The sequence below is a fragment of the Pontibacter pamirensis genome (assembly GCF_010015475.1).
Classification (GTDB): domain Bacteria; phylum Bacteroidota; class Bacteroidia; order Cytophagales; family Hymenobacteraceae; genus Pontibacter; species Pontibacter pamirensis.
Genome location: NZ_SSNI01000020.1, coordinates 97,038 through 118,349, shown reverse-complemented (window position 1 = coordinate 118,349; position 21,312 = coordinate 97,038). Strand labels below are relative to the sequence as shown.

Annotated in this window: 17 protein-coding genes; 11 read left to right on the top strand and 6 right to left on the bottom strand. The window is 49.8% G+C overall.

All coding sequences use genetic code 11. The annotated features are described in order from the left end of the window. Window positions 1–365 precede the first annotated feature (365 nt). The 5 genes from E1919_RS16860 to E1919_RS16840 all read left to right on the top strand — a co-directional run bounded on the left by E1919_RS16860 (window position 366) and on the right by E1919_RS16840 (window position 4,185). Window positions 366–695 (top strand): L-rhamnose mutarotase, encoded by a 330-nt coding sequence (locus tag E1919_RS16860; RefSeq protein ID WP_162054575.1) that lies wholly within the window; start codon window positions 366–368, stop codon window positions 693–695. Between the two features lie 30 nt (window positions 696–725). Beyond that, entirely contained in the window at window positions 726–1,490 is a 765-nt protein-coding gene (locus tag E1919_RS16855) for an SDR family NAD(P)-dependent oxidoreductase (protein WP_162054574.1), read from the top strand. Between the two features lie 214 nt (window positions 1,491–1,704). Then, entirely contained in the window at window positions 1,705–2,562 is an 858-nt protein-coding gene (locus E1919_RS16850; RefSeq protein ID WP_162054573.1) for a fumarylacetoacetate hydrolase family protein, read from the top strand. After that, window positions 2,549–3,382, top strand: a complete 834-nt coding sequence (locus E1919_RS16845; protein ID WP_162054572.1) for an amidohydrolase family protein — start codon at window positions 2,549–2,551, stop codon at window positions 3,380–3,382. The genes E1919_RS16850 and E1919_RS16845 overlap by 14 nt, the downstream gene beginning before the upstream one ends. 14 nt (window positions 3,383–3,396) lie before the next feature. After that, window positions 3,397–4,185 (top strand): L-fucose dehydrogenase, encoded by a 789-nt coding sequence (locus E1919_RS16840; RefSeq protein ID WP_162054571.1) that lies wholly within the window; start codon window positions 3,397–3,399, stop codon window positions 4,183–4,185. Window positions 4,186–4,455: 270 nt separating this feature from the next. On the opposite strand, the gene E1919_RS16835 is transcribed toward E1919_RS16840, so the two are convergent. Next, window positions 4,456–6,225: an SLC13 family permease gene (locus E1919_RS16835; protein ID WP_162054570.1), complete on the bottom strand. Its 1,770-nt coding sequence runs from the start codon at window positions 6,223–6,225 to the stop codon at window positions 4,456–4,458. A gap of 373 nt (window positions 6,226–6,598) precedes the next feature. Here E1919_RS16835 and E1919_RS16830 point away from each other — a divergent pair, with 373 nt between their 5' ends. After that, window positions 6,599–7,315: an FkbM family methyltransferase gene (locus tag E1919_RS16830; RefSeq protein ID WP_162054569.1), complete on the top strand. Its 717-nt coding sequence runs from the start codon at window positions 6,599–6,601 to the stop codon at window positions 7,313–7,315. A 182-nt stretch (window positions 7,316–7,497) separates the two neighbouring features. On the opposite strand, the gene E1919_RS16825 is transcribed toward E1919_RS16830, so the two are convergent. Both E1919_RS16825 and E1919_RS16820 read right to left on the bottom strand, forming a co-directional pair. Then, window positions 7,498–7,989: a DUF2231 domain-containing protein gene (locus tag E1919_RS16825; RefSeq protein WP_162054568.1), complete on the bottom strand. Its 492-nt coding sequence runs from the start codon at window positions 7,987–7,989 to the stop codon at window positions 7,498–7,500. 1 nt (window position 7,990) lies between these two features. Then, window positions 7,991–8,308, bottom strand: a complete 318-nt coding sequence (locus E1919_RS16820; RefSeq protein ID WP_162054567.1) for a hypothetical protein — start codon at window positions 8,306–8,308, stop codon at window positions 7,991–7,993. Window positions 8,309–8,659: 351 nt separating this feature from the next. On the opposite strand from E1919_RS16820, the gene E1919_RS16815 reads away from it, so the two are divergent. The 5 genes from E1919_RS16815 to E1919_RS16795 all read left to right on the top strand — a co-directional run bounded on the left by E1919_RS16815 (window position 8,660) and on the right by E1919_RS16795 (window position 16,231). Further along, on the top strand, window positions 8,660–9,763 hold the full coding sequence (locus E1919_RS16815) for a DUF4856 domain-containing protein (RefSeq protein WP_162054566.1): 1,104 nt from the start codon (window positions 8,660–8,662) through the stop codon (window positions 9,761–9,763). A 93-nt stretch (window positions 9,764–9,856) separates the two neighbouring features. Continuing rightward, window positions 9,857–10,969, top strand: coding sequence for an imelysin family protein (locus tag E1919_RS16810; RefSeq protein WP_162054565.1), 1,113 nt, complete (start codon window positions 9,857–9,859; stop codon window positions 10,967–10,969). Window positions 10,970–11,118: 149 nt separating this feature from the next. Beyond that, a complete protein-coding gene (locus E1919_RS16805) occupies window positions 11,119–12,492 on the top strand; it encodes an HTTM domain-containing protein (protein WP_162054564.1) in 1,374 nt (457 codons plus the stop codon). A gap of 6 nt (window positions 12,493–12,498) precedes the next feature. Further along, on the top strand, window positions 12,499–14,910 hold the full coding sequence (locus E1919_RS16800) for a TonB-dependent receptor (protein ID WP_162054563.1): 2,412 nt from the start codon (window positions 12,499–12,501) through the stop codon (window positions 14,908–14,910). A 196-nt stretch (window positions 14,911–15,106) separates the two neighbouring features. Next, entirely contained in the window at window positions 15,107–16,231 is a 1,125-nt protein-coding gene (locus E1919_RS16795; protein WP_162054562.1) for a sugar phosphate isomerase/epimerase family protein, read from the top strand. 385 nt (window positions 16,232–16,616) lie between these two features. On the opposite strand, the gene E1919_RS16790 is transcribed toward E1919_RS16795, so the two are convergent. The 3 genes from E1919_RS16790 to E1919_RS27350 all read right to left on the bottom strand — a co-directional run bounded on the left by E1919_RS16790 (window position 16,617) and on the right by E1919_RS27350 (window position 21,080). Beyond that, window positions 16,617–18,044 carry a Gfo/Idh/MocA family protein gene (locus E1919_RS16790; RefSeq protein ID WP_162054561.1) on the bottom strand — a complete coding sequence of 476 codons (1,428 nt, stop codon included), beginning with the start codon at window positions 18,042–18,044 and terminating at the stop codon, window positions 16,617–16,619. Between the two features lie 301 nt (window positions 18,045–18,345). Continuing rightward, complete coding sequence (locus E1919_RS16785) at window positions 18,346–18,996, bottom strand: carbohydrate-binding family 9-like protein (protein WP_162054560.1); 651 nt, start codon at window positions 18,994–18,996, stop codon at window positions 18,346–18,348. 11 nt (window positions 18,997–19,007) lie between these two features. Next, window positions 19,008–21,080 carry a phosphotransferase gene (locus E1919_RS27350; RefSeq protein WP_202915926.1) on the bottom strand — a complete coding sequence of 691 codons (2,073 nt, stop codon included), beginning with the start codon at window positions 21,078–21,080 and terminating at the stop codon, window positions 19,008–19,010. Window positions 21,081–21,312 lie beyond the last annotated feature (232 nt).

Below are 21,312 nucleotides of genomic sequence, written 5' to 3'. Positions count from 1 at the left end.
AGAGTGGTTTTGGAAAGTGCTCAGAAGGGTAATCAGGATAGGCAGGAAAGAAAAAAGAAGAGACAAAAACGGGCTACTAAAACCATCGCCAAATGATATACTTTACCCTTAGCCTGACGGCTATGGTCTTTTGACCAGCAAGCGCTAGGCTGTCGTGTGTTAACAGATTGGCTTAAAGATAATTATAGGGGTGAGTTAGAATAAGTGAAATTCTGCTTACCCCTTTTAATTTTTTTAAATCGGGTGACGCGGATGATGTTAAGCATACAAAACAATTCCTTCAAATTATGGAGAAGCGGTGAAATAGCTTTTACCGGATAGTCTTTTTTAATAACTTATGACATCATCTATATAGAAGCAAAAGCATGAACAGGTATTGTCTGGCGCTGGATCTGAAAGACGACCCAATGCTGATAGCGGAGTATGAGCGCTGGCACCAGGGTATATGGCCGGAAATCAGGCAGAGCATTCTGGATGCTGGTATAGTGGTAATGGACATTTACCGGTTCAACAACCGGCTTTTTTTGATAATGGAAACAGACAGCTCCTTCAGCTTTGAAAGAAAGGCAGCGATGGATGAGGCAAATCCTAAAGTACAGGAGTGGGAACTACTGATGTGGAAATACCAGCAGGGGATTCCGGGAGCCGGGCAGGGAGAAAAGTGGGTGCTGATGGAGAAGATGTTTTCATTGTAAAAGACAAAACACAGATTTACAGATAAAACTATGTTCCAATTAGATAACAAAATAGCCCTTGTCACGGGGGGCGGTAGCGGCATTGGGAAGGCGGTAGCGCTGACTTTTGCCCGCCAGGGAGCCACCGTGCATGTGCTGGATGTTAGCCCAGAGAATGGGAGTACAACGGTAGAGGAAATAGAAGAGGCAGGAGGTAAAGCATCTTTCCAGGCCTGCGACGTCACAAACCAGCAGGAAGTGGTGCAGGTGTTTCAGGGCATCGGCAAGCTGGATATACTGGTTAACAACGCCGGTATCTCCAACATCGGAAAAGCCGATACCACCAAAGAGGAAGATTTTGACCGCGTATACCAGGTGAACGTGAAAGGCGTATACAACTGCCTTTTTGCGGCTATACCCCTGATGAAGGCGAACGGAGGCGGAGTTATTCTTAACCTAGGCTCTGTTGCGGCTATTGTCGGCCTCAACGACCGCTTCGCATACACCATGAGCAAAGGTGCGGTGCAGGCCATGACCTTGTCTGTTGCCAAAGATTACCTGCAGGACAATATCCGTTGCAACAGCATATCGCCGGCACGGGTACACACGCCTTTTGTGGATGGTTTCCTGGAGAAGAACTACCCCGGCCAGGAAGAGGAGATGTTCCGAAAACTGTCGAAAACGCAGCCCATCGGCAGAATGGCAAAGCCGGACGAGATAGCGAATCTCATCCTATACCTCTGCTCAGACGAGGCTTCCTTCATCACCGGCACTGATTATCCTATTGACGGAGGCTTTATTAAGCTGAATAGTTAGCGCTAAACAGTATAGGTGTAAAAAAGTAACCCACCCCTGCTCCTCCGGGGAGGGGATTTTTTACCCTTACTGGAATTCCCCTCCTCGGAGGAGCAGGGGTGGGTTTTCAGTATAAAGAATAAACCAACATATTATCAGGTACTTGAGTTACTTGATATCTCAACAAAGAAATTCAAACAGGCTTTTCTCCTCGAAAAGCCCAAAAGTATAAAACATGAAACTGATACGATACGGAGAATTGAACAAAGAAAAAACCGGAGTTATACTGGAGGATGCTTACTATGACACATCCGCTTTTGGGGAAGACTACAATGAGCAGTTTTTTGAATCAGACGGCCTTGCCCGCCTGCAGGAGTTTGTAAAAAACAACAAAGGGAAGCTGGAGCGTATACCGGAAAACAGTCGCCTGGGCAGCCCGTTTGCCCGCCCGTCCAAGATTGTCTGTATTGGCCTGAATTATGCCGACCATGCCGCAGAAACAAAGGCCAAGATACCCGAAGAACCAATCCTTTTCATGAAGTCGACTACGGCGGTGGTTGGGCCGAATGATGACATCATCATTCCTAAAAACTCAGAGAAGACAGACTGGGAAGTGGAGCTGGCGTTTGTGATGGGCAAAAAAGCAAGCTATGTAAACGAAGCCGAGGCAATGGACTACGTGGCGGGATACTGCCTGCACAACGATGTGTCGGAGCGGGCATTCCAGCTGGAGCGCGGCGGCACCTGGGACAAGGGCAAAGGCTGTGATACTTTCGCACCCATCGGACCTTTCCTGGCCACCAAAGACGAAATTGAGGATGTAGATAACCTGCGCCTGTGGCTGAAGGTGAACGGCGAAATGATGCAGGACGGCACCACCGCCAACTTCATCTTCCGAATCCCGCACCTGGTCTCATACCTGAGCCAGTTCATGACACTGCTCCCGGGGGATGTGATTTCAACCGGAACACCCGCTGGCGTAGGGCTGGGTTTCAATCCACCGGTGTACCTGAAGCCAGGCGATGTGGTGGAACTGGGGATAGACGGCCTTGGGACTTCGAAGCAGCAGGTAAAGGCTTATGCAAAAGGTTGATGCTCACCAGCACTTCTGGAAGTTCGACCCGGTAAGAGACAGCTGGATTACCGACGATATGGCCAGCATCCGCCGCGACTTTGGCCCGGAGGACCTGCAGCCTCTTTTACAGCAGCATGGCTTTGACGGGTGCGTGGCGGTGCAGGCGGACCAGTCGGAGGCAGAGAATGAATTTCTGCTGACCTATGCTGATACTTATGACTTCATAAAAGGCGTCGTCGGCTGGGTTGATTTAAGAGCAGCCAACGTGCAGGAGCGCCTGGAGCATTTTGCGCAGTTCAGGAAGCTGAAAGGGTTCCGGCATGTGCTGCAGGGGGAGCCGGACAGGGCGCTGATGCTGCAGCCGGACTTCAAGAGAGGTATCAGCCAGCTCAGCAGGTTTGGCTTTACGTACGACATCCTCATTTTCCCGGACCAACTCCGGTATGCCAAGGAGTTGGTAGCAGCCTTCCCTGAGCAGCCTTTCGTAACAGACCACCTGGCCAAACCGAACATCAAAAGCCAGGAGATGGAAACCTGGGCAAGTGATATGAAGGCCATAGCAGCGCATGAGAACGTGCACTGCAAATTGTCCGGTATGGTAACAGAAGCCGACTGGCGCCACTGGAAGAAAGAGGACTTCAGCCCCTACCTGGATGTGGTGACAGAAGCTTTCGGCACGAACAGAATCATGTACGGCTCTGACTGGCCGGTTTGCCTGGTGGCAGCAAGGTATGAAGATGTGCTGAGCATCGTAGAAGACTATTTCTTGGCATTCAGCCACACGGAGCAGGCTGCTTTCTTCGGCGGGAACGCCAGCCGTTTTTATAAGCTTTCTTAAAAGGAAACAGTAACATGGATTTAGGACTGAAAGACAAGGTAATCATCGTATCGGGTGGCGCGAAAGGCATTGGCCACGGCATTGTTTCTGTGCTGGCCGCAGAGGGAGCCATACCAGTGATAATAGGCAGAGACGAACAGGACAACAAAAGTGTAGTAGCCGAAATAGAAGCACAGGGAGGAAAAGCTTTTCAGGTAGTGGCAGAGCTGTCGAAGCCGGAGGAATGCGAAAAGGCAGCCAGGTTGACAATGGAGCAGTTTGGCAGGATAGAAGGGCTGGTGAACAACGCCGGCTTCAACGACGGTGTTGGGCTGGAGCATGGTAGTTACGAAAAGTTTATGGCCTCGCTGCACAACAACTTAACGCACTATTACCTGCTGGCCCACTATGCCCTGCCAGCCCTGAAGGAGTCGAAGGGAGCTATCGTGAACATCAGCTCCAAAACAGCGGAAACAGGGCAGGGGGGCACTTCCGCTTATGCTGCGGCCAACGGCGGGCGCAACGCCCTGACCCGGGAGTGGGCCGTGGAACTGGCCAAGTACAGCATCCGGGTAAACGCTATCATTGTGGCCGAAAGCTGGACCTCCGCCTATGAGAAATGGATAAAAACACTGCCAAACCCCGAGGAGAAGCTAACAGAAATCAAAAGCCGGATACCACTGGAAAACAGAATGACCACTCCCGAAGAAATTGCCAACACAACTGCTTTCCTGCTGTCTGAGCGCTCCAGCCATACCACCGGCCAACTCATACATGTAGACGGCGGCTACGTGCACTTAGACCGAGCCATGGCGAACGCTTAAAATATTCAAAAGAATATCATTATCAACTTGTGGGCAATGCAATGTCGTCAACTTAAGGAGAAACAGTAGCTAGACTGTCATTTCGAACATTCTTGAGGCGCGAGCCGAAAAGAGCCAGCGAAGCAGTGAGAAATCTGGGTTGTTTCATGGCCCCGCAATATTTCTGATTTCTCACTGCGTTCGAAATGACAAAATAAATCATAATTTGACGACATTGCTTAAGCATCAATACACCTGCTATCATAGAATTCTAACTTCTGAAACTGCTGCTTAAGGTGGCCAGAAATACATAATAAGCGGAACGCCTAGCAGCACCATGCCAATCGTAATAGGTAGACCCATTTTCCAGTAGTCGCTGAATTTATACCCTCCCGGCCCCATCACCAGCGTATTAGACTGGTGCCCGATAGGTGTGAGAAAGGCACAGGAAGCAGCTACAGCGATGGCCATCAGGAAAGGGTCTGCCGAAACTCCCAGTTCACGCGCGATATTAATACTAATGGGAGCCATCAGTACGACGGTGGCGGCGTTGTTGATAACGTTGGACAATATGATGGTAATCGTCATCATAACACCCAGCAGCAACCAGATGGGGTGGCGGTCGCCTAGGTTCAGGATCTGGTTTGTGACCATATCGGCACTTCCGCTTGTTTCAAATGCCACGCCTACCGGTATCATGGCAGCCAGCAAAACAATCACCGGCCAGTCTATGCTGGTGTACATGTCTCTTAAAGGGAGTATGCCTGACAGTACCATCGCAACCGCGGCAATCATAAAAGCAATCTGGACCGGCAGCACGCCAAGCACCACGGTTACAATGGCTGCCACAAAAATGCTCAAGGCGAAAAGCATCTTCCGGGGCTTTCCTATGGTGAGGCCTCTTTGGGCAAGAGGGAGGCACTGCATGGCGGTAATGGCATCGTTAATGTTAACGGTTCTTCCCTGCAGCAGCAGCACATCCCCTATCTTAAAATGAGTTTTCCCGATTCGCTGCCATATTTGTTTCTCACGCCGTGCAACCGCCAGCAGGTTTATACTGTAACGGGTGCGCATGTTCAGACTGGCAGCGGTCTGCCCGATGAGGGGTGAATCCGCCATGACAATGGCTTCTGCGGTATGGATATCCTCTGATCCTTTAGCTTCTTTCCGGATAGGCTTCCCCCCGGTAAGCTGTGCGCCTGTGTTATCTATAAATACCCGGAGATCCTCCGTGCCTGCTTCCAGTATCAGTATGTCGTCCGGCTTTATTTCCTCAGAAGGAGAAGGAGCATGTATCCGGATGCCCTTCCTGACCAGGCCCAAAGCCAACACCTCTGTGTCCGCCACCCGGTTCATTTCTGCAATGGTTTTGCCGTTGAGCCGGGAGTCTTCTGTTACTTTTACCTCTGTAATGTAGTTCTCTATCTGAAACAGATTATTGGAGGAAGTTTGGGTTTTCCTTTTGGGCAGCAGCCTCCAACCCAGCAGCGTGATGAATAGGAGGCCTACCAAAGCCAGGGAGAACCCCACCGGGGCAAAATCGAACATGCCGAAGCGCTCCCCGGCAACATCAGCCCTGAATGTGGCGATAATGATGTTAGGAGGAGTACCAATAAGTGTCACCATACCGCCCAAAATAGAGGCGAAGGCAATAGGCATTAGAATAAAGGAGGGCGGGTTGCCATGTTTTCTGGCCATGTGCAGCGCCACCGGCATGAGAATAGCCAGAGCCCCGATGTTATTCATAAATGCAGAGGCAATGGCGACGATGAAGGAGAGGGTTACAACCTGAAGCATGAGGTTGGTGCCAAGCTTCGCCAGCAGACGGCCCACTATATCAATCAGCCCCGAGTGCTGCAGCGCCTGACTGATAACGAGCACCGCCGCAACTGTGATAACAGCCGGATGGCTGAAACCTGTGAAAGCTTCTTCAGCCGGTATTATGCCCGCGATAATCAGTGCGAACAGGGCGAGGAGCGCTACAATGTCATAGCGCAGTTTCTCCCATACAAAAAGCACCAGCGCTGTGCCAAGGGTAAGAAAAACGAGAATTTGTTCCATGAATTAAAGTTCAGGCGCTTATGACAGCCAACTAGCTGCGTAATCTACAGAGGCTAACGCATGTTCATGGCATTATACCATGAACATGCGTCTGTCGGATCTTTTAATTATTTCCGATGTGCCTTATACTACTCCTGCTACAGGCTTCACGTCTCTTCTCTCAGCCTGACAGGAGCCTGCTGTACTTAAATAAAGCTTTTTTTCTTGTCATAAAAAAGCACAGGAGCGGCAGCCTGGCACAAGGGGGCGCAGTAACTTCTTTATTTTCGTAGATATATTTTACTATATTGCTTGATTAAAAACATTGATCGCACAGGTTGTAAACACAACAAGCATAAGTTTTAATTTAATTTTTTGCCTTTACCCATCATAAATGAACATTTTAGGAAAAATACGTATGGTTTCCCGTTTCTGGCGTTATCGTCGCAGAACCGAGAAAGAGTCCGTGAGGTTTTTATTGGATCAGGATTTAGCAGGCACCACTGTTCTGGATATTGGTGCAAACAGGGGCATCTATACCTATTGGATGTCCAAACAGGTGGGCGACCTTGGTCGTGTTATTTCTTTTGAGCCCCAGCCTGAGCTAGGCGATTTTCTGTTGGATCTTAAAAAGTCGTTTAAGCTGGAAAATGTAGTAATCGAAAACAAAGGACTGTCTGATAAAGAAGGCAAGTTTGATATTTTCAGAGGGTTCGTTGGGTCAGGAGGCGCCAGACTCGCACAAAAAGGAGAAGAACTCCCGGAAAATAGCGATCTTCACAAAGTAGAAGTAGAGGTAACAACCCTTGATACTTTTTTTCAAGGCAAAGAATTGAAAAACCTGGCGTTTATAAAGTGTGATGTGGAAGGCCATGAACTATCGGTTTTTAAAGGGGGAGAGAAGACCCTGAGAAAACACATGCCCACAATACTGTTCGAATGTGGGCATGAGGAAGCGCAGGCCGGAGAAATATTTTCATTCTTAACGAACATGGGCTACAAAGGCTTTTTCATCATCGACGGAAAGAAGATTGATTACAAAGAGTTTGATAAACACCCTTACCGGAAGCCAACTGAAAGCCTGCGGAATTATATGTTTGTGAAAAAGTAAAAGAGAGCGGGAGGACAAACAGGAGGAAGCACACTTGCTACGGCAACTTAGCCAAAGGGAGGTGCTACAAATAAAGATGTCGGGTTAAAGTAGTGCACAACATCAGTTAAAATTAACACAGAAAAGCCCCTGCTGTTCATGCAGGGGCTTTTCTGTGTTGTAAACTAAATCTGTCTTCTGGCTCAGAAACCGGCGCAATCGCTTGACGGTACATTTACGCCACCTGCCTGCTCGTATACCACAGTGGCACCCAGGTGGCTGGTGTATATCAGGAAACCCTCCCCCACTACCATCAGCAGCACAACTACTGCCTGCAGCCATTTCACTTTTACCTTTACCAGGTTTAAGCGGAGGCTGAGTTCCAAGGCAGTGGCTGCGGAAAAGAGGTAAGCAAGGTTGTATGCCGCTATCTCGTGCCTTTTCAGCACCGTTGGGTCGCACAGCTTTCTGGATACAAGTCCATCGGCCATATCACCTGTGTAAATGCTAACCCAGGCCATCAGGCAACCAGCATATAGCAAATAAGCGCCGGCCCTGTGCCAGAAATGGGCCTGGCTGCCCTTCAGAAACAGAGCTGCTAACTTGGAAAAAGTAGCCAGCAGCAGCAGCGAGATAGGAAAATGTAGGGTAAGCGGGTGCCACATCTCCGTTCGCCAGAAGGTGGTTTCAAACATGTTATTCCAGGATTCTTACCGCGATTGGCTCCAGTCTTTGTCCTACCTTTTCAACTTCAACCTCTACCTGCTGGCCTTCCTGCAGCTGGTCGAACGCCACGGTCTCACCATTTCTTGTTAAGGTGGTGTTTTCATTGAAATACAACTCCAGGCGCTGGTCATCGGCTGTTTTTACATAAATCTCTGTTTTCTCCGGCTCTACTTCATCCACAGTGCCCAGGTAGGTGCCTGACTCTACCGCATCCGTGCTTTCCTCGCAGGAATACAGGAAAGGAACCATGAACAAAAAGAGAATTGCAATTAGTTTTACGCTTTTCATAGTGTTTTTAATTAAAGTATGAGTTTTGTCAAATATAATTAAAAACGCAGAAGGGGGCATAACAGGTTCTTACTTAAAAAAGCAGCGGAAATGATTTATACAACCTTCCTTGACTCGTGTGTTTGCCTCTCTCCAGGTATTTTCTATCCTGACTATTGATAATAGCTTGTTTGCTAGCATGATATAAATTGAAGGGTGTTAGCTCCCGTTTCTAATCTTTGTTATCACACCTAAAAAAAGTTCCGGCTTATTTAAAATTATTTTAAATAAGCCTTGCCTGTTATACCTGTTGCGGTTAGCTTTGCACATCTATTTATAATAAGTCTAAATAAAAACTGACTACATAAAGAAATGATGTTCAATTCCTCTACATTCCGAACCTTCACGCTTGCAGTTGCAGCCTGTGTTGCTTTTTCTTCCTGCTCCGACGAAAAAGAAGACGATCCTTCTTATAATGTTCCGCAAACTTACAACTTTGAGAATGTAAGCTATACTGGCCAGACGCAGCGCATACAAATGCTGGATGAACTGGACGCTTACATCAAAACAGGCCATGACGGTGATGTGCTGAATGCACAGAAGATGAAGGACATGTATGCAAATGCCAACAATCCTTTTGCTGACGCCAGTCTTAATGCAGCAACCTCTAAGCAGCTGAAGAACAAAACTATACTGACAGCCCAGCCTGTGTTTGAAGCCTTGTTCGATGACGTGGCCGCTGCCAGCCTTTCTTCAGGCATTCCGGCTTTAGAAGGTCTTCCAGGCTTGCTTACTACAGCAGATGGAAGCAAAAGCTACCTGGTTAACGGAGACGGGTTGGAGTATGCACAAGTGATACAGAAAGGATTGATGGGCGCTGTTTTCTTCAATCAAGCTGTTGAAAGCTATCTGTCTGCCGAGAAAATAGGTCCTGCTGTGGATAACACTACCGTAACGGCAGGCGAAGGAACAAAGATGGAACACCATTGGGATGAGGCTTTCGGTTACTTCGGTGCACCGGTTGATTTCCCCGCAAATACCACAGGCACCAAATACTGGGCCAACTACAGCAACAAGGTAGATGCTGCGCTGGGCAGCAACAAAGCCCTGATGGATGCCTTCATCAAAGGACGCGCAGCCATTTCTGCCAAAGACATGGAGGGTAAAGACGAAGCAGCCGCAACCGTCCGCACCGAGTGGGAGCGTTTAGTAGCTGCCGCTACCATTCTTGAACTGAATGCAGCCAAGGCTAATATCGCCGACCAGGCTAAGAAGAGCCACTACCTGTCTGAGGCTATCGGCTTTGCGATGGGCCTGCAGTACATAACAGCACCAAAATTATCAGCTGCCCAATACCAGCAGGTAATGGACGCTATCGGTACCAACCTTTACGAAACAACTGCCGACGATATAAACGTAGCCATCAATATAATTAGCACTGCTTATGGCATGGATAACATCAAAGGGCAGCTATAGTACCTTAAAATATTATTGTTAGTTTTTGAAAGTGCAGCAGCTGCGGAAATGCCAATCCTCAGATGCTGCCTTTCGCATTTAAAAATACACCACATGATAGTGTTTAAGAAATATACAGTAATGGCTATTGCCTGCCTCGCCGTGCTGAGCAGCTGTGGCTCTGATAATGAAGGTGGCCCTGCAACAGAGTACGACCGCCAGGCGATGGTGGCCCACTATGCCGACAATTTGATTGTGCCCGCCTTTAGAGTGTTTAATAACAAGACAGAAGCCATGGTTGCCGCTGTCAATGCTTTTGTGGCAACGCCCACAACCGGCACACTGGTCACTGCCCGCACCGCTTACCAGGATGCCTATATAGCCCTGCAGGATGTGAGTGTGTATGAGTTCGGCCCGGCAGAGGAACAGTTGCTGCGCGCAAACCTCAATATATACCCTACCTCCGCTGCTGAGATAGAAAATAATGTCATGTCAGGCACCTACGACTTGCAAGCCGCTGCCAATCTCGATACCAAAGGCTTTCCGGCCCTGGATTATCTCCTGTATGGTGCCGGTTCTGAGGCTGCCATAGTGGAGCAACATACCTCCGGTGCCCATGCCGCAAATCGTAAAAAGTACCTGCAGGATGTCAGCAGTCTGGTTCACCAGCGTGCCAATGCCGTTTATACCGGCTGGACCAGCGGCAACTATGCGGATACCTTTAAAAATGCACAAGGTACAGCCGTGGGAAGCGCAGTGGGTAACCTCGTGAACCAGTTGAACTTTGACATCGACGTGACCAAGCGCGCCAAAGTAGGATTCCCGAGCGGCAGGTTTTCAGTGGGAGAAGCGCTGCCGGAGAAGGTGGAAGCTTACTACAGCCAGACATCACTGGAGTTACTGAAACAGGCTATTCGTGCTGAGAAGGCCACTTTTATGGGAATGACAGCAAACGGCACCAATGGGCCGGGACTGGACGATTACCTGGACCATGTGGAGGCACCTTATGGAGAAGGCATGCTTTCTGATGCCATTGAGGCGCAGTTTGATGCTGCTCTCGCTGCCGCAAACGCCGTGCAGGGACCATTATCAGAAGCGGTTACCACGCAGCCGCAGGCCGTGACAAAGGTCTACGACGAGCTGCAGAAGCTCATCGTGCTCACCAAAACTGATATGCCATCCGCACTGGGTGTTGCCATCAACTACACCGACAGCGACGGCGACTGATATCTTTTCAATTTAATTGCTGTCATCTCGACGACAGGAGAGATCTTAGCTACTTCATGCTCTTCCAGTCAGATTTCTCACTAGCGTTCAAAATGACATATCCTGGACTGCCTTATTAAAAAGCCTTAAGTTCAAAAGCGACAGTTTATATGCTCCAGAAGCTAAAGCCGTATCTCACCGCACCAGTATCCGCAGCACCGCTGGCAGTATTCCGCGTTATTTTTGGCGGAATGATGCTGGCCAGTATCCTGCGTTTTATCTGGAAAGGATGGGTGACGGAGCTGTATGTGCTGCCGAAGGTATACTTTCCCTACTACGGATTTGAGTGGGTGCAGCCACTGGGCGAAACAGGTATGTATGCCCTCTTTTCCGTGATGGCAGTGGCCGCCTTGGGAATAATGGTTGGGCTGTTCTACCGCCTGTCGGCGCTGCTGTTCTTTCTCAGCTTCACTTACGTTGAGCTAATCGACAAAACCAACTACCTCAACCACTACTACTTTGTGAGCATTGTGGCGCTGCTGCTGGTGCTGGTGCCGGCGCACCGGCATTTCTCGCTGGATGTGCTGCGCAGGCCGCACACCTGGGTGAGCCATGTGCCGCGCTGGGCTGTGCTGATTTTCAAGCTGCAGATGGGGCTGGTGTACTTTTATGCAGGTATCGCCAAGCTAAACCCCGACTGGTTGCTGGAGGCCATGCCATTGCGCTACTGGTTGCCTGCCCACACGCACCTGCCGCTCATTGGTCCGCTGCTCGACGAAGTGTGGGTGGCCTTTCTGTTTTGCTGGTTTGGTGCTTTCTACGATCTGACTATTCCTTTTTTCCTGAGTTGGCGCAGGAGCAGGGTGTTGGCTTACCTCACAGTCGTGGTATTTCATATGCTTACGGCGGTGCTGTTCCAGATAGGCATGTTCCCTTATATCATGATGGTGAGCACACTCATTTTCTTTTCCGAAGGCTTTCATGAGCGCCTGCTGGGCTGGTTCCGGGGGGTGGCTAAAGTACATATGCCTGCTGCTCCTGCCTATGCGAGGGTGGGGGCGCAGCCACTGCTTTTAAACCTGCTGGCGTTATATTTTGTCGTGCAGGTGCTAGTGCCCTGGCGCTTTGTACTGTACCCCGGCCCACTCTTCTGGACCGAACAGGGCTACCGCTTTTCCTGGCGCGTGATGCTGATGGAGAAAGCCGGAACAGCCTTTTTTTATGTGCGCGACCCTAAGACGGGCTATGAAGTGGAAATCAACAATCGCGATTATCTGACCATTACCCAGGAGAAGCAGATGGCCATGCAGCCCGACATGCTGCTGCAGTACGCCCACATGCTGCAGCAGGACTTTGCCGCCCGCGGTATCCCTGACACGCAGGTGCGTGCCGAGGTGTATGTCAGTATGAATGGCCGTGGCAGCCGGCTTTTTATCGACCCGACTGTTAATTTAGCGGCCGAAAAAGAGAGCTTCCTGCCGAAACCCTGGATTTTACCTTTAGACGAAGTGGCTCTTCCGCAACAGGCGGTCGGGCAGAAATAGATGAACATGCGCATCACGCTAACTATCGCTCTGGTGCTTTGCAGCTGTCTGGCTGCACTGGCACAAACATACTCCATCACTGGTAAGGTTACCAGTACTGCCACGCAGCAAGCCGTGCCACAGGCCGAGGTGTTGCTAACGAACACTGGTTCTTTGTTTAAGGCCAATGCACAAGGAAACTACACCATCCCAAAACTGGCTCCCGGCACTTACACTTTAACAGCCTACAGCGTAGGTTGGGGTTCGGCTACACAGCAGGTAACTATCAGCAACAGCAACATTGCGCTAAATTTTACGCTGAAGCCGCTGGAAGGGCAGTTGCGGGAGGTAAACGTAAAGGGGGAGCGGGAGAAAACGTTCGGCATCACCCGCCTGAACTCTGTGGAGGGTGCCGCTATTTATGAAGGTAAAAAGAGTGAAGTGGTGGTAATTAGCGACATAACCGCAAATAAAGCTACCAACAACAGCCGCCAGGTATTTGCCAAGGTAGCAGGCCTTAACATCTGGGAGAGCGATGGCGCCGGCTTGCAACTCGGCATCGGAGGGCGTGGCCTCAGCCCGAACCGCACTTCCAACTTTAACACCCGCCAGAACGGCTACGATATTTCGGCTGATGCCCTCGGCTACCCTGAAAGTTACTATACCCCGCCTATTGAGGCGCTGGACCGGATTGAGGTGGTGCGCGGTGCGGCCTCGCTGCAGTATGGCACGCAGTTCGGCGGCATGATCAATTTTGTGATGAAGGAAGGGCCGGAGGACAAGCCGTTTGAGCTGACAACCCGCCAAACGGTTGGCTCATGGGGGCTGCTGAACACCTTTAACAGTATCGGCGGTACCAAAGGTAAGCTGCACTACTATGGCTTTTACCAGTATAAGCGCGGCGATGGCTGGCGCGAAAACGCTGGTTTTGATGCCCACACGGCCTTTGGTTCACTCCATTATAAACCGAATGAAAAGCTGGAGATAGGCTTCGATTATACCTACATGGATTACCTGGCGCAGCAGCCAGGCGGCCTCACAGACCAAGCCTTTGAACAGGACGCACGGCAGTCTATACGCGACCGCAACTGGTTTAAAGTAAACTGGAACCTGATGGCCTTAACATTAGATTACCGCCTGGGCGAGCGCACAAAACTGAACATCCGTAACTTTGGGCTTCTGGCACAGCGCGATGCCCTGGGCTTTATGGGCAAGATCAGCCGGCCGGATGATATTACCCAACCGCGCACGCTGCTGCAGGACCAGTTTAACAACTTCGGCAACGAAACACGCCTCATCCACCGCTACGACTTGGGCAACTCCTTCTCTACCTTGCTGGTGGGCGCCCGTTACTACCGCGGCTTCACTGACCAGAAACAGGGCGATGGCTCCACTGCCGCAGACGCCGATTTCCGGTTTTACTCTGAAACGGGTGCGCCTAATGCTTCCAGCTACGATTACCTCAGCCGCAATATCGCTTTCTTTGCCGAGAATATCTTTAACATCACACCCAAACTCAGCTTAACTCCCGGTGTGCGTTACGAGTGGATTAACACTAACGCCGATGGTAGCTACCGCGATGTGGTGCCTGATCAGGCTGGTAATATTATCCGGGATCAGGTGGTGCCGGAAGATCGGGAAAATTCACGCAATGTGCTGCTCATGGGCCTTGGCCTGAGCTACAAGCCAAGCGAGCAGATGGAGGTATACGCCAACTTCTCACAAAACTACCGCGCCATCAACTTCAACGACATGCGCGTGATCAACCCGAACCAGCTTGTGGACCAGAACCTGAAAGACGAGTCCGGTTACAGCACTGACTTGGGCTTCCGGGGCAACATCAGCGGCATTCTGAACTATGACGCCAGCTTTTTTTACCTGGCGTATGAAAACCGCATCAACTTCCGGAACATACCAGGAACCACCAACCGCATCCGCACCAATGTGGGAGACTCGCGCAACCTGGGTCTGGAAACTTTCATAGAGGCGGACCTGCTGAAGTTATACTATGGCAAAGAACACCCGACTAGTCTCTCTGCCTTTTCTAACATTACGCTGGTAAACACGAAGTACAGCAGCCCACTGACGGATATAGATGGCAATGATGTGGAGCTGGCGCCGCCTGTTATTGCGAAGTTGGGTCTCTCTTTTAAACGCAACAATTTTAAGCTGGCTTACCAGTACGCTTATACGGCCGAGCAGTATACCGATGCACCAAACTCACTGCTGGAGCCAACGGCTGTAGTAGGGGTTATACCTGCCTACTGGGTTATGGACCTCTCCGGTAGCTACACCTACAAGCGCTTTACCCTGGAAACCGGCATCAACAACCTATCTGACAACCGCTACTTTACGCGCCGCGCCACAGGTTATCCAGGCCCGGGTATTATCCCATCAGATGCCCGCAACTACTACGTCACGCTGCAGTTTCAGCTGTAGGTGATAGTTGGTAGTGAAATTACAGCTTCATAATTATATGGTTCCTGATCCGGCTGTGCCCCACTCCCAATTTGGAGGAAGGAGAAGAATCTGCTAATTTGAGGAAGCAGGCGATATGTGCTTACAGGATGTATTTCCTGAATATGTTGTCACCTCAGAAACGATGTAGCAAATACTTTAAACCCATTCTGAACAAATGAACAACCAGATCTGGATAATGACCTCAGCGTTTGATAAGCTGAGCCTGGATGATGTAATTATAAAGGCGCAGGAAGCAGGTGTGCAGGGGTTGGATGTGTGCGTGTTCCGCAGAGACGGCACCCGCGACGACTTTGTGGCGACCCACCTAGATTACGAGAACTTCGGCCTTGATGACGCCAAAAAACTGCTTGACAAGTTTAACGGCGCCCGATTGCAATTTTCCATAGGCGCTTTTGATAATCTGATTGGCGGTGATTCGGAGCAGCGCGTGAAGAATCAAAACCATTTGCTTCGGCTCATCCGGATGGCTCACCTGCTGGGCGGCGATGCGAATGATGTGAAGGTCGGTACCTTTGTGGGCTACAACCATGAACTGGGTAACCAGGAGTATGGCTTTCAGAAGAACCTGGAGGAGTATGCCCGCATTTTTGCTCCCATCATTAAATATGCCGAGGACCTGGGCGTAACCGTGCTGTATGAGAACTGCCCGATGGAAGGCTGGCGCTCCCCAGGCTACACCGGTACCTTCAATAACCTACCTGGCGTGCTGGCTGCCCGCAAACTGATGTACGAGCTGATACCGAGCAAAGCCCACGGTGAAATCTATGACCCCTCGCATGATGTGTGGCAGCACGTGGACCCCAGCGAGGTAATTCAACACACAGATATGGTGCGCCTGCACCGCATTCACGTAAAGGCGACCCGCAGGGGCAACAATGTGCACTGGGGTAACATGTACCCGATGCAGCTGGTGGATAAGGATTTGGCGAAACGTGCCGGCGTGCCTATCTGCAGCAATGAGTGGGACCGCCATAATTACGAGGCCATGCTACCCGGCTTCGGCGGCTCCGACAGCATGGACTGGCGGGCTTTTGTGAACACACTGAAGGAGCAAGGTTTTACCGGTCCTTTTGAAATCGAGAACGAAGCAGCTTTGTCGAAAGGCACCGGTAACATGGGCGCCATCATGCAGGGCTTCAAAGCCACTACTTTAAACTTGGCGCCTATGTTGTGGGAACTCACCGAAGCGGGATATCAGTATAATGCTGGAGGCTTCCGCGAACTGAAGCAGGCGGCTTCAAAAGACGTTCCGGTAGTAACAATGGAAGTGCTTTCATGAAATTGTTATTGCTGATGTAAGTCGTAACAACAATTCTGTTCGGTATGAAGTGGTGCTGCTTAATGCCTGCCATTTATGGAATTAAAAGAAGTAAAAACAGCACTGAAAAGACATAACTCGATATGTTATTAAATATATGTAAATATTTATATTGTTAATTTTGTTTATCAAACTTACAATCTTAACTTAGAGCATTAAGTTTGTTTTCATAGCTTGGAAAGGCACTCTATTTTATAGGGTGCTTTTTTATTTTACGGGGTTAACTACTTCGCCTGGTCCTAAATTTTATTTGATGAGGTTTTACAAGCTGATGCATGACTGCGTGTTAGGGGCAGGTTGCGACCACCCCTAACAGAGATTGGAAAAAAATTACTGCCTTGCCGGCTTATGCTTTTACTGTTGTAGTGCCTCCTCCGCGCAGAGATATGTCTACAGGTGTATTTCTTTCCCAGGCACCGGAAGTAAAGTCAGGCACATCAATAGAAGTAGAACGGTTGGCGACAGACCACTCACTTAGAGGGGCAACAGCACTCCACAAAGCGGCATCATACACGTCCTGATCCAGAGGCAGGCCGTTACGCAGGATGTCGATTAGGCGCCAGTCCATCAGGAAGTCCATACCACCATGGCCCCCGATTTGTTTCGCCATATTTCCCAGCTTCCTTGTTATCTCAGGCGTATATTTTTCTTCCAGCGCTTTCAGTTCTTCCGGCGATACCCAACCTTCGTGGGAGGTGGCAATCCTGGCTGGTGAAGGCCACTTTCTGGCCGTGGCTTTTGTGCCGCTTACCAGATGGATTCTGGAGTAGGGCCTTGGTGACGACACATCATGCTGCACCATAATCGTCCTGCCTTTTTTTGTGCGGATGGTGGTCGTGTTCATGTTCCCACGGTATGCATGGGCCACGTATGGCTGATAGAAATTGTCTTTGGCGGCCAGTTCACGGGCTGTTTCTGCCATTGTAAAATCATTGCTGGAAACAGAAACGAGGTAATCCATCTGGTCGCCCCGGTTAATGTTCATCACCTGGCATATGGGGCCCAGGCCGTGGGTGGGGTAGAGGTTTCCGTTCCGGGTGTTTTCCTTCAGGCGCCACATGTCCTGGTAACCGTCTTTTGAGAAATTGAGATCTACGAGGTTATGAATATACGCGCCTTCGCCATGTACAATCTCTCCGAAGAAGCCCTGCCGTGCCATGTTCAGCGTCAGCAGCTCAAAGAAGTCGTAGCAGCAGTTCTCCAGCATCATACAGTGTTTGCGGGTGCGCTCAGAAGTCTCCACCAGTTGCCAGCACTCTTCCAGCGTTGTGGCAGCGGGTACTTCTACTGCGACATGTTTGCCCTGCTCCATGGCATACACAGCCATGGGCGTGTGCAGGTGCCAGGGCGTGGCAATGTATACGAGGTCAATATCTTCCCTTTCGCAAAGTGCCTTCCATGCTTCTTCACTACCAGAATAGGTAGCCGGTTGATGCGAGGTGCCTGCCAGCTTTTGCTGCACGGCTTCTACCTGCTCCGGCCTTAAATCACACAGGGCTTTTATGTCTACATGCGCAATATGATTCATTCTGGTCACAGCACCCGGTCCCCTCATCCCAAGGCCAATAAAACCTATCCTGACAGTATCCAGTTTTGGAGCAGCATAGCCGCTCATGTTAAACTGCTGCCGGTGCGGATTTTGCGAAGCTACCCGTATCTGGTCCAGGTTCGACGGGCTGTTAGAAGTGGCACAGCCGCTTACCAAGCCGGCTCCAGCCACACTGAGGCCAGCCAGACCTGTTCGTTTCAGGAATTCTCTGCGGTTCGTACTCATGGGCTCTATCGGGTTATTTGTAGGGGTCGGATGAGGGCCTTGCAGGAACAGACTTCTGCTGTTTCTTCTGTTAAGATAGCTTAAGTTGCGGGATAATAAAAGAGGTTGCTGAAATCCTCTTTCTGTCATTTCGAACAGGGTGAGAAATCTGTGTTATTTCATGAACCCGCAATGGTTCAGATTTCTAACCCAGTTCGATAGACAGCCGAGCTCTGGTTTTTGCCACCTTACGACGTTGAAAGGTTGGGGAAAGCGGTAGATAATTTACCAGCTGTAGTACTACCGTACAACCTGAAAATCCTTACTCGAAATCCAACTGCCCGAAGAACTCCGGTAAATGAAAGTCTGGTGCTGGAGCATCAATCTCACTCCAAGCTAAAAAATGAGGCTCCGGAAGTTCATCGCCGCATTTATAAAAGTTTGTTCGGCTTTTTACTCCCTGCAGCGAAGAGTACCTGTGGTTGGTGAATACTCCTATTGGTATCATCAGTGTGAGTTGCCAGGTATAGGAGGGGAACACCAAAGTGGATGAGGCGCTTTGTATAACAGCCAGGTGCTTTATCTGCGTAATAACATCCACTGGCAGTAGCTGCCGGTCGTTGCGCCCGTTGCCGTAGCCCAGCAGGCAGGTGCCAAGACAGTTAAATTCAAGGTTATAGTAGTACTTGTCTTTATCGAAGGCAACGAAAAACTCGACGCAGCTATCTTGGTAGACTGGTTCATTTGGCTTTAGGCAAACGGCACGAAGTGCACTTTCACTCACATAGTATTTCAGGAAAAGGCAATCTGAGTGATGGGCGATGGCAAACGTAACCTCTGGCTTTGTAGCAGAGACAGGCCATAGGTGGTGGCCAACAGCGTTTTTCTCAAGCGTATCAAGGAAATCTGAAATATCGGTTAGCGAACTGTGCTTGTCAATAGCTGCTGTGTGGGGAACTCTAATTTGCTTCATACGATGGCGCGTTATCTCCTTATTTCCTGCTTACTGGCGTTGGCAATATCCTGAATGGTGCTTTGGAGTAAATCATACTGCTCTTCTAACTTTTGCACCAGCCTGAATTGTGCCCGCGACCGCTGTATGTTGTGCCCCGGGAAGTTGATTTTATAGTAGGTATCCCCGTCAATGTAGTCTGTCAGGAAGCGCAGGCCCATAATGAAGGGCAGCAGCAGGCAACCCATGGCAAGCGAGCGGATTTCAGTATTCGTTAAGAAGCCCGCAGTTTCTTTCAGAAATCCTCTCGTGAAGGCTTCGAACAGGTCCATGTTCACGCTTATCTTTTCAATGTCTTTTTCATCTTCAGAGGCGGTGTTCACAGTGGTGCGGATGGCATCACCGAAATCATAGGCTACATAGCCGGGCATCACGGTGTCCAGGTCAATCACGCATTGCGCCTCATCCTGTTCGTTGAGTAGCACGTTGTTGAACTTTGTGTCGTTGTGGGTTATCCGTAGCGGGAGTTCCCCCGCCTGTCCCAGTTTCAGGATAGAGGTCATCACTTCTGCACGCGCCTCCACAAAGGCGATTTCATCTGGAACTTCTTTTACTCTGTTTTCCGGGTTGCGGGCAATGGCTTCCCGGAAGAGCCGGAGCCGGTAAGCAATGTTGTGAAAGTCGGGAATGGTTTCGTGCAGCAGGTTCGCATCCATATCTGCCAGCAAAGCCTGAAACGTACCAAAGGCTTTGCCTCCCTCATAAGCCTGCTGCGCTGTGTGTACAATATCATAGCTGCGGGTATGCGGCAGGAATTCATACATGCGCCAGTAATTTCCAGCGGCATCCTGGTAAAAGAGTTGGCCATCTTTCAGCGGGACCAGGCGAAGCACTTCTGTATCAGGGTTGGCACCGGGTATAGCTGCCAGCTTTTTGCGGAGGTGGGTGGTGACCAGCTGTATGTTCCCCATCAGGGCAGGTACGTTTTTGAAAACCTGGTGATTGACGCGCTGTAGCAGGTAGTCAGGACTTACAGGCTGTTTGTTGACTACATGAAAGGTGTCGTGGATGTACCCAGAACCGTGTGGTTTTATATCGGCTGCCTCTCCTTTTATCGCAAACTGTTCTGCAATCAGGTGTAAATTATATGCTGCCTCTTTTCCTGGTGCCATCTTGTTTTGGAGGTTATGCTGTGGTTGTGGCCATAAGTTTTCCGGATAAACCCCGGCAGAGATTAAGGTATGAATATTCCTGATAACTACCGCTTTATCATCAGGATAGGTTACACCGAACCATTTCTCAGAAGAAAGCAGCACCTTCACCTGTGCCTCTCTCGATTGCACAAGGGAGTTCAGCACATCCGGAAGGTAAAACTCCGCTTTCAGGTCGTGGGGGTGTGTTGTCAGGAACTCTTTAAAGTACGTTTCAAAATAGGGAAACACATCCGGTGTAAAGCCTATCAGGTTCATAGAAACCATCTCTTCCCCGATAAACAGCACTTCCTGCTCATCCGTAGTGCGGGCTACTATGCCTTTGCCTGATTGGACAAGATGCGTTTGCTCTGTTACGCTAACCAGATTATCACTGTCATCTATTTCGCAGATGCCCCTTGAAACAGCACCATGCGGCGACAAGGTGTTTTTCAGCTGAAACCCTACCAACCCGTACTGGCGGTCCGGCGGTGTGGCTTTCAGGAAATCGGCCATCAGTTGGAAAGACTGCCTTCCATAAAAATCATCGCCGTTTATAATTGCGAAGGGCTCTTTTATGATAGAGGCTGCTGTCCAGACGGCGTGACCAGTTCCCCATGGTTTTTCCCGGTTGTCAGGTAAAGTAAAACCAGCAGGAAGTGCGTGTAAATCCTGTAACACATGCTCCACTGTTATACTGCCGCCGTACTTTCGCGCAGTTGCTTTTCTGAATTCTGCTTCAATGGATTTCCGGATAACAAATACCACCTTTCCAAAGCCAGCTTTTGCAGCGTCGTATACCGAGTAATCCAGTATTGTTTCGCCGTGAGGTCCGAATGGCTCCAGCTGCTTTAAGCTGCCATACCGGGTTGCCATTCCTGCCGCCAGTATTAGAAGTGTAGGTTTATTTTTCAAAACAACAAGCTGTGTTTTTAGATTATCTCAAACCTACTAACTACGGCACAGGACAAGCAGGCAAGAAAAAAGATTATAAATCGCTTTTATACAACAAGTCCCAGCGGAGCGATCTGTGAAAATGATGAACAGGCCGCTCCGCTGGAGCTAAGGATATCTAAGAATGATGAGGCTATCAACAAGTCGTCCCGCTGGGACTTCAAAGAAAGATTACATGGGTGTGCAGGATAGC